Origin of the sequence: Ancylobacter polymorphus (assembly GCF_030813495.1) — a bacterium.
Taxonomy (GTDB): Bacteria; Pseudomonadota; Alphaproteobacteria; order Rhizobiales; family Xanthobacteraceae; genus Ancylobacter; species Ancylobacter polymorphus.
The window spans coordinates 116676-130129 of sequence record NZ_JAUSUI010000002.1; the positions used below are offsets into that span (position 1 = coordinate 116676).

10 protein-coding genes are annotated in these 13454 nt (G+C 70.1%); 9 read left to right on the plus strand and 1 reads right to left on the minus strand.

The features are described 5' to 3' along the window. The first annotated feature begins 139 nt into the window (after positions 1 to 139). The 9 genes from J2S75_RS04840 (at position 140) to J2S75_RS04880 (ending at position 11898) form a co-directional block, all read left to right on the plus strand. Positions 140 to 958 (plus strand): Crp/Fnr family transcriptional regulator, encoded by an 819-nt coding sequence (locus J2S75_RS04840; protein ID WP_307018699.1) that lies wholly within the window; start codon positions 140 to 142, stop codon positions 956 to 958. Positions 959 to 1041: 83 nt separating this feature from the next. Then, positions 1042 to 1920, plus strand: a complete 879-nt coding sequence (locus J2S75_RS04845) for a TIGR01459 family HAD-type hydrolase (RefSeq protein ID WP_307018700.1) — start codon at positions 1042 to 1044, stop codon at positions 1918 to 1920. 94 nt (positions 1921 to 2014) lie between these two features. Continuing rightward, complete coding sequence (locus J2S75_RS04850) at positions 2015 to 2965, plus strand: bifunctional riboflavin kinase/FAD synthetase (protein WP_307018701.1); 951 nt, start codon at positions 2015 to 2017, stop codon at positions 2963 to 2965. 178 nt (positions 2966 to 3143) lie between these two features. Next, on the plus strand, positions 3144 to 6215 hold the full coding sequence (gene ileS / locus J2S75_RS04855; protein ID WP_307018702.1) for an isoleucine--tRNA ligase: 3072 nt from the start codon (positions 3144 to 3146) through the stop codon (positions 6213 to 6215). A gap of 142 nt (positions 6216 to 6357) precedes the next feature. Continuing rightward, positions 6358 to 6855, plus strand: coding sequence for a signal peptidase II (lspA, locus tag J2S75_RS04860; RefSeq protein ID WP_307018703.1), 498 nt, complete (start codon positions 6358 to 6360; stop codon positions 6853 to 6855). Between the two features lie 84 nt (positions 6856 to 6939). Further along, entirely contained in the window at positions 6940 to 7620 is a 681-nt protein-coding gene (locus tag J2S75_RS04865; protein WP_307018704.1) for a hypothetical protein, read from the plus strand. 252 nt (positions 7621 to 7872) lie between these two features. After that, positions 7873 to 9264 carry a M16 family metallopeptidase gene (locus J2S75_RS04870; RefSeq protein ID WP_307018705.1) on the plus strand — a complete coding sequence of 464 codons (1392 nt, stop codon included), beginning with the start codon at positions 7873 to 7875 and terminating at the stop codon, positions 9262 to 9264. Continuing rightward, positions 9261 to 10649 (plus strand): M16 family metallopeptidase, encoded by a 1389-nt coding sequence (locus tag J2S75_RS04875; protein WP_370874089.1) that lies wholly within the window; start codon positions 9261 to 9263, stop codon positions 10647 to 10649. Before J2S75_RS04870 ends, J2S75_RS04875 begins: the two co-directional genes overlap by 4 nt. Positions 10650 to 10890: 241 nt before the next feature. Beyond that, a complete protein-coding gene (locus J2S75_RS04880; RefSeq protein WP_307018707.1) occupies positions 10891 to 11898 on the plus strand; it encodes a hypothetical protein in 1008 nt (335 codons plus the stop codon). Positions 11899 to 11994: 96 nt separating this feature from the next. Here the strand turns inward: J2S75_RS04880 and J2S75_RS04885 are convergent, their stop codons facing one another. Next, complete coding sequence (locus tag J2S75_RS04885) at positions 11995 to 13317, minus strand: DUF3422 family protein (protein WP_307018708.1); 1323 nt, start codon at positions 13315 to 13317, stop codon at positions 11995 to 11997. Between the last annotated feature and the right edge of the window lie 137 nt (positions 13318 to 13454).

The following is a 13454-nucleotide window of genomic DNA, read 5'->3' on the forward strand; positions in this document are numbered from 1 at the left end:
ATTGAAAAGGAGCCCCTGGTGCGCCGCCACCCACTGGTGCGCGAGTGTGCCTGTTTGTACCCAACTCGTCACCTCGGTTCTGTCCGTTTGTGAACATTTTCGCCTGTGGTGCGTTGATAGGGAAACGAGGGTCGGAACCATGCGCCTCAACGATGGCGAGGAAAGCGGCGGCAATGGCAGCGGGGCGGTGGCCTCGTCTGGCGGCAACAACCTTCTGGGCGCGCTGCGGCCGGCTGATTTCGGCCTGCTGCGGGCCCATCTCAAGCGGATCGACCGGCCGGCCGGCGGTGTGCTCTACGAGCCTGGCGACGATGTGCGCCATGTCTATTTTCCCTGCGGGCAGGCGCTCGTCTCCTTCATGGTGCTTTTGGAGGACGGCAGGCAGGTGGAAATCACCAGCATCGGCCGCGAGGGCGCGGTGGGCGGCATTGTCAGCCAGGGAAGGCTGCCGGCCTTCGCCCGCGCGGTGGTGCAGATGGAGGGGCCGCTGCTGCGGCTCGACGGTGCCGAGCTGGAGCGGGCCAAGGAGATTTCCCCGCCGCTGCGCAACCTGTTCGCCCGCTATGCCGACTGCCTGCTGGCGCAGGTTTTTCAGTCGGTCGCCTGCAACGCCACCCATTCCATCGACCAGCGCACGGCGAAATGGCTGCTCGCCGCCCATGACCGCACCGGCGACGACACGCTGCGCCTCACCCAGGAACAGCTCGCCGCCATGCTGGCGGTGGGGCGGCCCTATATCAGCCGGGTGCTGGGGGAGATGAAGGCGGCCGGCGCCGTCGAGCCGCGCCGCGGGCGCATCCGCATCACCGATGCGGAGCGGCTGCGCAGCCTGGGCTGCGGCTGCCACGCGGCGGTGAAGCGGCATTTCGACGAGGTGCTGAGCGGCGTCTATCCCCGCGCCAATGAGGTGGCGGGCCACGGCATGGTCATCACCAACGGACCCTCCTTCCGCCCGTGAGCGGGAAGCGGGATGGTTCCCGCAGCCCTGCCCTGCCGGCGCGGGCCTTGTGCGCGGCGCGCGGAAATGGCATGCGCCCCGCCATGGAACACGATAACTCCCCGCCCCTCGTCCCCTCCTTCGCCACGCTGGCGCCCCGCTACGATCTCGTCCTGTGCGACGTGTGGGGCGTGCTGCACAATGGCGTCGCCGGTTCCCCGGCGGCGGCGGATGCGCTGCGGCGGGCGCGGGCGGGCGGAACGACGGTGATCCTCGTCTCCAACGCCCCGCGCGAGCCGGAGGGCGTCGCCCGCATTCTCGACGGCTTCGGCATTCCGCGCGACGCCTATGACGCCATCGTCACCTCAGGGATGGTCACCAGCGCCCTGCTGGCCGGACGGCCGGGAGTGAAGATGTGGCATCTCGGGCCGGAGCGCGATCTCGGCATCTATAAGGGGCTCGACCTCACCCTCGCCTCCTTCGACGAGGCGGAGCTGATCGTCTGCACCGGCCTGTTCGACGACACGGTGGAGACGCCGGACGATTATGCCGACACGCTGGCGGCGGCGAAGGCGCGGGGCCTGCCCTTCATCTGCGCCAATCCCGATATCGTGGTCGAGCGCGGCGGCGACCTGATCTGGTGCGCCGGTGCCATCGCCGAGGCCTATGCGGAACTCGGCGGCGAGGTGGTGTTCTGCGGCAAGCCGCACCGCCCGATTTACGAGACCGCTTTCGCCACGGCGGCGAGGCTGCGCGGCACGCCGGTGGAGAAGGCGCGCGCCATCGCCATTGGCGACGCGCTGCGCACGGATCTCGCCGGGGCGCTGGGCCATGGCATTGACTGCCTGTTCGTGGCGGCCGGCATCCATGCCGGCGAACTCGGCCTCGAACAGGGCGCCGAGGTGGATGAGCGGGCGCTGGCCCGCCTGCTCGCCGACGGGCCGGGCCGCCCGGCGGCGGTCACCACGCGGCTGGCCTGGTAGGCGCCCGGATTGACGGCGGCGCGGGACGGGGCCACTTAAGCAGCCGCTCTCCCGACGCCTTCCATGGGCGCCCCTCCCGTTGCGTTGCGCTGACATGACCCACGCCGCCGCTTCCCCGCACCCTTTCCTCGTGCTGCGCGAGGGTGACGCGCTGCCCCCCGCCCTCGCCCGGCCGGTGGTCGCCATCGGCAATTTCGACGGCGTGCATCGCGGTCACCGGGCGGTGATCGGCACCGCCATCGATCAGGCGCGCTCGCTCGGGCGGCCGGCGCTGGCGCTGACCTTCGAGCCGCATCCGCGCGCCTATTTCCGCCCGGCCGAGCCGATCTTCCGGCTGACGCCGGAGCCGATGAAGCTCAAGCGCCTGAGCGAGACCGGGCTCGACGGCGCGGTCGTGCTCGCCTTCGACGCCGCCATGGCCGGGCGCGACGCCGAGGATTTCGTCGCCGCCATTCTCGTCGGCCGGCTCGGCGTCGCCATGGTGGTGGCGGGCTATGATTTCCATTTCGGCAAGGGCCGGGGCGGCTCGCCGCTGTTCCTGCGCGAGGCCGGCAAGCGCCACGGCTTCGGGGTGGAGATCGTGCCGCCGCTGCTCGATGAGGGCGCGCAGATTTCCTCCAGCGTCATCCGCGCCGCGCTGGCGCAGGGCCGCGTCGAACAGGCCGCCCATATGCTGGGCGCGCCCTTCGCGGTGGAGGCGGAGGTGGTGCATGGCGACAAACGCGGGCGCGAACTCGGCTACCCCACCGCCAATATGCGGCTCGACCCGGCGGTGACGCTGGCGCACGGCATCTACGCGGTGACGGTGGAGATCGACGGGGCGCGGCACAAGGGCGTGGCGAGCTTCGGCCGCCGCCCGACCTTCGACGATGGCGCGCCGCGGCTGGAGACCTTCATCTTCGACTTCGCCGGCGACCTCTATGGCCGCGTGCTCACCGTCGCCTTCCACGCCTGGCTGCGGCCGGAGCTGAAATTCGACGGCATCGACGCGCTGATCGCGCAGATGGACATCGACAGCGCGCGGGCGCGGGCGGCGCTCGACTGAGCCTCTTTGCCGTCATCCCGGCCGAGGCGAAGCGCAGAGCCGGGATCGTCGTCCCCTTATCCGTCGGCGAGCGATCCCGGATCGGTCCTGCGGACCGTCCGGGATGACGGTGTGGCCTCCCTCCCTTGCACGCGCCTGCCGCTGCGCTTAAACCGGGCGCGAAGGCAAGGAGCGCGTCATGACGAGCCGCAACAGCGATGGTCGCAACGGGAACGAAGCGTCGGTTGAGCCGGAAGGCGAGGGCACGGCGCACGACTATTCCGCGACCCTGTTCCTGCCGCAGACCGATTTTCCCATGCGCGCCGGCCTGCCGCAGCGCGAGCCGGAACTGCTGGCGCGCTGGGAGCGGATCGACCTCTATGGCCAGCAGCGCAAGGCCGGCGAAGGCCGCCCGCGCTTCGTGCTGCATGACGGCCCGCCCTATGCCAATGGCAACATCCATATCGGCCACGCGCTCAACAAGATCCTGAAGGACGTGGTGGTGCGCTCTCAGGGCGCGCTCGGCCATGATTCCAACTATGTGCCGGGCTGGGACTGCCACGGCCTGCCGATCGAATGGAAGATCGAGGAACAGTACCGCGCCAAGGGCAAGAATAAGGACGAGGTGCCGGTCGTCGAGTTCCGCCAGGAATGCCGCGCCTTCGCCGAGGGCTGGATCGACGTGCAGCGCGCCGAGTTCAAGCGGCTCGGCGTCGAGGGCGACTGGTCGCACCCCTATGTGACAATGAGCTATGACGCGGAAGCGCAGATCGCCCGCGAGATCATGAAGTTCGCCGGCAACGGGCTGCTCTATCGCGGCTCCAAGCCGGTCATGTGGTCGGTGGTGGAGCGCACCGCGCTGGCTGAGGCCGAGGTCGAGTATCACGACCACCAGTCCACCACGATCTTCGTCAAGTTCCCCGTCACCGGCTATCGCAAGAGCGCCGCCACCGCCGGCGGCCTGCCCAAGGGGCTGGAGCCGCCGGAGGATGCCGCCGACATCCACCTGTTTCCCTCCTATGAGGGCGCCAGCGTGGTGATCTGGACCACCACGCCCTGGACCATTCCCGGCAACCGCGCCATCGCCTTCTCGCCGAACGTGACCTATGCCGTCTATGAGGTGACCGAGGCGCCGCACGACAACTGGGCCAAGGTGGGCGAGCACTTCATCCTCGCCGACAAGCTGGCGGAAGAGGTGTTCAAGGCCGCCCGCGTCACGGCTTACGAACGCCATAAAGAGGTGGACCCGACCCATCTCGTCTGCGCCCACCCTCTGAACGGCGTCGAGGGCGCGCAGGGCTATTTCGATTTCCGCGTGCCCGTGGTGCCCGGCGATTTCGTCACGGATGAGGCCGGCACCGGCTTCGTCCACATCGCCCCCGGCCACGGCGCCGACGACTTCAACCTGTTCATGTCCGCGCATCTGGGCGAGGTGCCGCACACGGTCGGCCCGGACGGGCGCTATTATGACCATGTGCCGCTGTTCGCCGGCGCCCGCGTCATGGACGACAAGGGCAAGGACGGCGACGCCAATGATGCGGTGATCAAGGCGCTGATGGGCGCCGAAAAGCTGCTGGCGCGCGGGCGGCTGAAGCACCAGTACCCGCATAGCTGGCGCTCCAAGGCGCCGATCATCTTCCGCAACACGCCGCAATGGTTCATCGCGATGGACAAGGACATCGCGGCGGCGGACGGCTCCAGCGCCAGTGGCGACACGCTGCGCGCCCGCGCGCTCGGTGGCATTCAGCAGGTGCAATGGGTGCCGGCCTCCGGCCAGAACCGCATCACCGGCATGATCGAGAACCGGCCGGACTGGGTGGTCTCGCGCCAGCGCGCCTGGGGCGTGCCGATCGCTGTCTTCGTCAAGGACAGGGGCGACGGCACGGTCGAGATCCTGCGCGACGAGAAGGTGAACGCCCGCATTGCCGAGGCCTTCGCCACGGAGGGGGCGGACGCCTGGTACAAGGAAGGCGCCGCCCAGCGCTTCCTCGGCACCGATTACAGTTCCAATGAATGGACCAAGGTCGACGACATTCTCGACGTGTGGTTCGATTCAGGCTCCACCCACGCCTTCACGCTGGAAGTGCGCCCCGACCTGAAGGCGAACCGCGCCTTCAATGGCGGGCCGGACCGGGTGATGTATCTCGAAGGCTCGGACCAGCACCGCGGCTGGTTCCATTCCTCGCTGCTGGAGAGCTGCGGCACGCGCGGGCGCCCGCCTTATGACGTGGTGCTGACCCATGGCTTCGTGCTCGACGAGCAGGGCCGCAAAATGTCGAAATCGGTCGGCAATGTCGTCGCCCCGCAGGAAGTGATCAAGAACTCCGGCGCCGACATTCTGCGCCTGTGGGTGTGCGCCTCCGACTATTCCGACGATCTGCGCATCGGGCCGGAAATCCTGAAGACCACGGTCGAGACCTATCGCAAGCTGCGCAACACGCTGCGCTGGCTGCTCGGCTCGCTGCATCACTACCGCGAGGCCGAGCGCGTCGCCTTCGCCGACATGCCGGCGCTGGAAAAGATGGTGCTGCACCGCCTCGCCGAGCTCGACGGCGTGGTGCGCGAGGCCTATGCCGGCTTCGACTTCAAGCGGGTGAACGCGGCGCTGACCGCCTTCATGACCAGCGAACTCTCGGCCTTCTATTTCGACGTGCGCAAGGACGCGCTCTATTGCGACCCGATCTCCTCGGTGACGCGGCGGGCGTGCCTCACCGTGCTCGACGAGGTGTTCAACCGGCTCGTCGTCTGGCTGGCGCCGATCCTGCCCTTCACGGCGGAGGAGACCTGGCTGGCGCGCTTCCCTTCCGAGACCGGCTCGGTGCATCTTCAGACCTTCCCCGACACGCCGGCCAAATGGCGCGACCCGGTGCTGGCCGATGAGTGGCGCAAGATCCGCCTGGTGCGGCGCGTCGTGCTCGGCGCGCTGGAAGTGGAGCGCGCGGCCAAGCGCATCGGCTCCTCGCTGGAAGCGGCGCCGGTGGTGCATGTGAGCGACCCCGCTTTGTTCGCGGCGGTGAGCGCGGTCGATCTCGCGGAAGTGTGCATCACCTCCGACGCGCATCTGATGCCGGACGAAGGCCCGGCCGACGCGTTCCGCCTGCCCGAGGTGCCGGGCGTGGCGGTGGTGCCGAACCGGGCGGTGGGCCACAAATGCGCCCGCTCGTGGAAGATCTCGCCGCTGGTCGGCACGGAGGCGGACTATCCCGACGTGACCCCGCGCGACGCGCAGGCGCTGCGCGAACTGGCCCATGCCCGCCGGGCGGCGGAGTGAGCGAGACGATTCTGCGTCATCCCGGAACGGCCGCGAGGCCGTATCCGGGATCGCGTGACGGCGGTGGTCACCCTTTCCAACTCAAGGCGATCCCGGCGCGCGCGTGCCGCGCGTCCGGGATGACGGCTCGGGCAGAATTCTCATGACGCTTCGCCTCGCCGGCCCCCACACGCTGACCGGCGCGCTGTTCGCGCTCGCCGCGCTGGCGATCGACCAGGGCTCCAAGCTCGCCGTGCTGCACGGGGTGGATTTCGGCCCGGACGGCATCGTGAAGGTGGCGCCCTTCCTCGATATCGTCTGGGCGTGGAACACCGGCATCAGCTACGGGCTGTTCTCGCTGGGCGCCGAGGGCTGGTGGGTGCTCGGCGGGGTGAAGCTGGCGGCGGCGGTGCTGTTCTGGTTCTGGCTGGCGCGCACCGACAACCGGCTGGAGGCGGCCGCGCTGGGGCTGCTGATCGGCGGCGCGCTCGGCAACGCCATCGACCGCGCCGCCTATGGCGCCGTGTTCGACTTCGTCTCGCTGCACGCTTTCGGCTTCTACTGGTATGTGTTCAACCTCTCCGACGTGGCCATTGTTGCCGGGGTCGGGTTGCTTTTGTATGCTTCCTTTTTCGGGAGCGCCGCAAAATCGCCGCCCTGAAGTGAGATCGGACCTTCCGCACGCTTGAGCGGTCGCGTGGGCGAGGCGTTCTCGCCCCCCCACGGACCGGCAGGAGACGACCGGATGACGACACGAGTTCATGCCGCCCGCGCCGCGCTGTTCGCCGGCGTCCTGACCTGCGCCGCCGCCGGTGCTTTCGGCACCGCGCCGGCTTTCGCCGACGACGAGCCGCCGGAGATGAACTTGACCGGCCGGCTTCTCACCGGCCTCGGCCTGGTGCCGCCTCCCCCGCCCGATATCGAGTATCGCGAGCGCCCGCCGCTGGTGGTGCCGCCGACGGGCGACATTCTGCCCCCGCCGCGCGACGCCTCCGAGATTTCGCAGAATCCGGCCTGGCCGAAGGACCATGACCAGGTTGTCCGCGAGGCGGAAGCGAAGGCGAACTGGGTGGATACGCGCGACACCTCAAGCCGCGTCGGCGAGGCGCGCTCGCTCACCCCGGCTGAACTCAACAAGGGCTATCGTCCCGGCAAGGCCACCGGCAGCGGCTTCGCCAATAATGGCCGCGCCAACCAGGACAACCGTCTCTCGGTGAACGAGATGGGCTTCCTCGGCTGGGGCAACAAGAAGGACGACACGATCCGCTTCGAGGGCGAGCCGGAGCGTGTAACGCTCACCGAGCCGCCGCCCGGCTACCAGACCCCCGCGCCCGGCGCCAAATATGGCGTCGTCGCCGACCGTCCGGAAGACAAGGCGTGGAAGATGCCGAACTGGTTCGACCGTACCCAGAAGAACGGCAACTGACCGATCACGCCCGCCTGCCGGCGTGGCGTGCCCTTCCCGCGCCTGCCGGCGCGTCCGGAGAGCGCGTTCGCGGCGTGCCGCGCGCGGACCGGTTCCTCACTTCGCGGTGAAGCCCGCCGGCGGCGCATCGCGCCGCGCCCGCTTCATCGCTACATTGCCTGCGCCTCCGCCCTGCGCCGCCCGAGAACGGGTGGCGCGCCCGTCTCCTCCGGGCGGCCCGCCGAAACGGATGAAGCTGTGACTGGAAGACTCATGCCCGCTCTGATGCTGCTCGCCGGCGCCGCCGCCGGCCTTGCCACCGCTCCCGCGCGCGCGGACGCCGCCGAGGTGGCGGAGTTCACCCTCGGCAACGGCATGCAGGTGGTGGTGGTGCCCGACCATCGCGCCCCGGTCGTCACCCATATGGTGTGGTACCGGGTCGGCTCGGCCGACGAGCAGCCGGGCAAGTCCGGCATCGCCCATTTCCTCGAACATCTGATGTTCAAGGGCACGGACAAGCACCCGGCGGGCGAGTTCTCGCAGGTGGTGGCCAAGCTCGGCGGGCAGGAAAACGCCTTCACCTCCCAGGACTACACCGCCTATTTCCAGCGAGTCGCCAAGCAGAACCTCGCCACCGTGATGGGCTTCGAGGCCGACCGCATGACCGGGCTGGTGCTGACCGACGAGGTGGTGCTGCCCGAACGCGACGTGGTGCTGGAAGAGCGGCGCATGCGCACCGACAACGACCCCGCCTCGCAGCTTTCCGAGGCGGCGCAGGCGGCGATGTTCGTCAACCACCCCTATGGCCACCCGATCATCGGCTGGGAAGACGAGATCAAGCAGCTGAACCGGCAGGACGCGCTGGATTTCTACCGCCGCTTCTACACCCCCAACAACGCCATCCTCGTGGTGGCGGGCGATGTCGAGCCGGAGGAGGTGAAGAAGCTGGCCGAGGAGACCTATGGCAAGGTCGCCCCGCGCGCCGAGACGGCGGCGCGTATCCGCCCGCAGGAACCGCCGCCGCGCGCCGAACGCCGGCTGGTGCTGGCGGATGGCCGTGTCGGCCAGCCGAGCCTCTCGCGCAGCTATCTCGTGCCCTCCTATCGCGGCGACCGCGATGAGAGCGTCACGCTCGACGTGCTCGCCCAGGTGCTGGGCGGCGGCTCCACCGGACGGCTCTACCGCTCGCTCGTGGTCGACAAGGGCGTCGCCGCCAGTGCCGGCGCCTGGTACCAGTCGACCGCGCTCGACGATACGCGTTTCGGCCTCTCGGTGACGCCGCGCCCCGAAGTGACGATGGAGGCGGTGGAAACCGCGCTCGACGAGACCATCGCCGCGCTGGCCAAGGACGGGCCGGACGCGGCCGAGCTGGAGCGGGCGAAGACCCGGCTGGTGGCCGAGGCGATCTATGCCCAGGACAATCAGGCGACGCTGGCGCGCATCTATGGCGCCGCGCTGGCCACCGGTTCCACCGCGCAGGATGTGAAGATCTGGCCGGAACTGGTGAAGTCCGTCACCGCCGAACAGGTGCGCGACGCCGCCCGGCGCTGGCTGGTGCCCGCCCGCGCCGTGACCAGCCAGCTGCTGCAGGCCAAGCCCGCCCCCGCCGCCGCCCTGCCCGAGCCGGGCGCCGAACGGGCGAGCCCCGGGGAGGACCGTTCGTGACCGGCCGCGCCGCAGGCCGGCGCTCCCGCCTTCTCCGTTCCTTTTTCTCGCTTGCCGCGGCCACGCTCATGACCATCGCCCTCGTCCCCGCCTCACCCGCCCAGTCCGAAACGACGCGCATCCAGCGGGTGATCAGCCCGGGCGGCATCGAGGCGTGGCTGGTGCACGACACCACCCTGCCGCTGGTGGCGATGGAAATCGCCTTTCTCGGCGGCGCGGCGCAGGACCCGGCTTCAAAGCCCGGCGTCGCCAGCCTCACCTCCTCGCTGCTCGACGAGGGCGCGGGCGATCTCGATTCCCGCGCCTTCCAGGACCGGCTGGCGGAAAAGGCGATCGAACTGCGCTTCGACGCCTCGCGCGACAGCCTCGGCGGCTCGCTGCGCACGCTGTCGGAGAATGTCGACGACGCTTTCGCGCTGATGGCGCTGGCGGTCAACGCCCCGCGCTTCGACGACGAGGCGGTGGAGCGCATCCGCCAGGGCCAGCTGGCGCAGCTGCGCCGGCGGCTGAACGATCCCTCCTCGCTGGCGAGTCTCGGCTGGTCGGCCGCGGCTTTCCCGAACCATCCCTATGGCCGTCCGGTGGCCGGCACGCTGGCGAGCGTGCCCACCATCAGCCGCGACGACCTCAAGAGCTTCGTCGCCCGCAACCTCGCCCGCGACAATCTCAAGATCGCGGTGGTCGGCGACATCACGGCGGAGAAGCTCGGCCCGGCGCTCGACGCCATGTTCGGCGCGCTGCCGGCCAAGGCCCAGCTGACCCCGGTGCCGGATGTGGAGCCGAAGGGCCTCGGCACCGATGTGGTGAAGACGCTGGCGGTGCCGCAGACCTCCATCGTCTTCGGCGGCATCGGCCTCAAGCGCGACGACCCGGATTTCATCCCCGCCTTCGTGCTCAACCATATTTTCGGCGGCTCGGCCTTTTCCTCCCGCCTGTTCAAGGAAGTGCGGGAAAAGCGCGGCCTCGCCTATTCCGTCTACAGCCACCTCGCCCCGCTCGACCATACGGCGCTGATCCTCGGCGGCACCGCCACCAAGAACGACCGGGCGGCCGAAAGCGCGGCGCTGATCCGGGCGGAATATGAGCGCCTGCTCACCGTGGGGCCGAGCGAGGAGGAGCTGGCGGACGCCAAGAGCTACCTCATCGGCTCCTTCGCGTTGCGCTTCGACAGCTCCGCCAAGGTCGCCTCGCAGCTGCTGCAGATCCAGATCGACAATCTCGGCATCGACTATATCGACATCCGCAACGAGCTGGTGGCGAAGGTGACGCTGGAGGATGTGAAGCGCGTGGCCGCGCGGCTGAACGCCCATCCCGCGCTGCTGTTCAGCCTGGTGGGCGAGCCGACGGGCCTCACCGCCACGCCCGCCGCCGGCAATGGCGGCTGAACCCGCCGCGCCCCACGGGCGACAGGCGGAAGCGAAGGCTTGACGCCACCGCCACAGGACAGGTTTCCTGTGCGCGGTGGCCTGCTATAAGAGCGTCCAGTAAAGCGGATCCAGGATCACCGGCCGGCCGGCGCTTCGGGGGAAGGCGCCACGGCTCATCCAGCCCGGGACGGCGGGGAGTATGCGTATGGGTATCGGGGACGTGCGAAACCGGCCGTTCGGCCAGGCGGGACGCAGAGGAATGCTGAGGGGGCGCGCGCCGGCATGGCTGGCCGTTCCCGCGCTCGCCTTGCTGCTGGCGGGCTGCGCCGGCGCCGGCATTGGCGGCGGCAACGGCAATGAAGGGCCGATGGGCGCCGGAGATGCCGGCGACCAGGGTTTCCTCGGCTCCAGCATGCAGACCACCACCGTCTCGCCCACCGCCGCCGGTGGCGGCACCAGCGGCGCGGGCACGGCCGCGGTGACCCCCGGCGCGCCGGATGCGTCCGAGTTCACCTGCCCGCCGATCCAGGTGCGGACCGGCGCGGCGGCCTGGCAGGTGACGGAGCCTTCCGATGGCGGCGTGCGCTATCAGGCGACGCTCGGCCAGTTCTCCCGCGAATGCCGTTTCTCCGCCCCCGACATGACCATGCGCATCGGCATTCAGGGCCGCGTCCTGCTCGGCCCCAAGGGCGGGCCGGGCAAGCTCACCGTGCCGATCCGCCTCGCCGTGGTGGAAGAAGGCCCGGCGCCGAAATCGGTGTGGACCAAGTTCTATTCGGTGCCGGTGGAAGTCGGCGCGGGCGTGATGCAGGTCGATTTCGGCCTCGTCGCCGACGACGTGACCTTCCCCCGCCCGTCGCCCGGCGCGTCCGAGAGTTATGTCGTCTATGTCGGCTTCGACCCGCAGGGCAAGGAGGAGAAGCCGACCCGCGCCCGCCCGGCAGCGCCGCGCACCCAGCCGCAGGCGCAGCAGGCGCCGCGCCAGACCCCGGCGGCGGCCCGTCCCGCCCCGGTGGTGACGCCCGCGCCTACCGCGACGCCGCGCCAGACCTCCCCGGCCGTGGTGCCGGCGGCCAGCGCCGCGCCGCGCACCGCCCCGGCGGCCCCGAGCACCGCGGTGCAGAGCGCGCCCGCCACGCCGGCACCGGCCGCCACCGCACCCGCCGCGACCGCACCAGCGGCCACGGCCCCCGCGCCCGCCCCGGACAACAGCCAGACCCAGTGGATCGGCGCGCCCGCGCCTTCGACCGGCGGCTTCTCGCAATAGAAGCCCGCCCCGGCCGACAGCAAAAAGCCCCGGGAGACCGGGGCTTTTTCGTGAGAAACGGCGGATGAGCCGGGGGCAGGGAGGCGCCCCCTTGGCCTACTCGGCATGGCCGCGACGGATGCGGCGGACCACCGTCCAGATCACCAGCACCACGATGGGCACGGCGATGGCGGTGGCGGTGCCGACATCGTAATGCAGCCCGGCTTCCTCGGCGCGGGCGTGCAGCCCTTCCAGCGCGTAGTGCAGCAGGCTGATGACGTAATAGGAGATGGCGGCGACGGACAGCCCTTCGACCGTCTGCTGCAGGCGCAGCTGCATGCGCGCGCGCTTGTTCATGCTCTGCAGCAGGTTGCGGTTCTGCTGTTCCAGCTCGACATCGACGCGGGTGCGCAGCAGATTGGCGGCGCTGGTGAGCTTGACCGACAGGTTCGCCTGGCGCTGCTCGATCGCCTGGCAGGTGCGCATGGCCGGCTGCAGCCGGCGCAGCAGGAATTGCTGCCAGGTGGGATAGCCGGAAATCGGCCGCTCGCCGATGGTGCGCAGGCGCGAATTGACGATTTCCTCATAGGCGCGGGTGGCACCGAAGCGGAACAGCGAGGCGGCGGCGTCCGCTTCCAATTGGGCGGCGAGGCCGGTCAGCGCGTCGAGCAGCTTGTGATTGGCGGCGAGACCCTCGCTCTGGCGCATCTGCTCGGTGAGGCTGGAAAGCTCCTGCTCGCTATGCGCCACGGTAGGGGCGAGGCGCTGCGCCTCCGGCAGGCCGAGCAGGGCCAGCGTGCGGTAGGTCTCGATTTCCAGCACGCGCTGCACCAGCGCGCCGGCGGCGTCGTCGGTCATGCCGCGATCGCGCACCAGAATGCGCACGAAGCCGGACGGGTCGGGCTGGAAATCGGTGGCGATCTCGGCGAAGCCGTCCTCGACATCCGAGCGGGCGAGGCTGGTGCGGTCGAACAGCCGGTCGAGCGGCAGCGCGTCCGCCGTGTCGGTGACGAGGTGGAGGTCCACCGCCACCAGCAGCGGCCCCGGCTGCGGCAGCTGGGTGAGCACGTCGGTGAGGCTGGCGGCGGAGGGCTGGAAGGGCAGGCCGCCCTCGACCACATCCTCGGCCGGCAGTTCCCAGGTATAGGTGGTGAATTCGGCGTGGCGCTCCCAGCGCACGACGAAGCGGCCAAAGGCGACGCGGTGCTGCTTGGCCTCGCGGTCCGGCGCCGGCTGCCCGCGCGCCATGCACAGGCCGGCGAAGGCGGCGCGGTCGGCCACCGCCTGGGCGCGGTCGACGAGAAAGGCGACGTGCAGGATGCGCGCGGGCGTCGATACCGCCACGAAGGGGCGGGCGTGCAGTTCCGCCATCACGGGCGCGCGCAGCGGATGGTCGTAAAAGGCCTTGCCGGCCGCCCGGGCCGTCGCGTTCGTCGTCACCGAAGCTCGCTCCTTCACCTCCCCAGCCTCGTACCGTCGCGCCGGGGAACTCCGCGCATTCCAGTGGGTTGCATGCTCGCGGCGCGCTGGCAAGGGGGCCATGGCGGATGCGGTGCCGCGCCGCGCCGCGGCGCGCC

Bases quoted from the DNA above. Each gene is read 5' to 3' on its own strand.
- J2S75_RS04850 (WP_307018701.1), top strand. From the start codon at position 2,015: ATGACCCACGCCGCCGCTTCCCCGCACCCTTTCCTCGTGCTGCGCGAG.
- J2S75_RS04870 (WP_307018705.1), top strand. From the start codon at position 7,873: ATGCCCGCTCTGATGCTGCTCGCCGGCGCCGCCGCCGGCCTTGCCACC.
- J2S75_RS04880 (WP_307018707.1), top strand. From the start codon at position 10,891: ATGCTGAGGGGGCGCGCGCCGGCATGGCTGGCCGTTCCCGCGCTCGCC.
- J2S75_RS04845 (WP_307018700.1), top strand. From the start codon at position 1,042: ATGGAACACGATAACTCCCCGCCCCTCGTCCCCTCCTTCGCCACGCTG.
- J2S75_RS04840 (WP_307018699.1), top strand. From the start codon at position 140: ATGCGCCTCAACGATGGCGAGGAAAGCGGCGGCAATGGCAGCGGGGCG.
- lspA (WP_307018703.1), top strand. From the start codon at position 6,358: ATGACGCTTCGCCTCGCCGGCCCCCACACGCTGACCGGCGCGCTGTTC.
- ileS (WP_307018702.1), top strand. From the start codon at position 3,144: ATGACGAGCCGCAACAGCGATGGTCGCAACGGGAACGAAGCGTCGGTT.
- J2S75_RS04865 (WP_307018704.1), top strand. From the start codon at position 6,940: ATGACGACACGAGTTCATGCCGCCCGCGCCGCGCTGTTCGCCGGCGTC.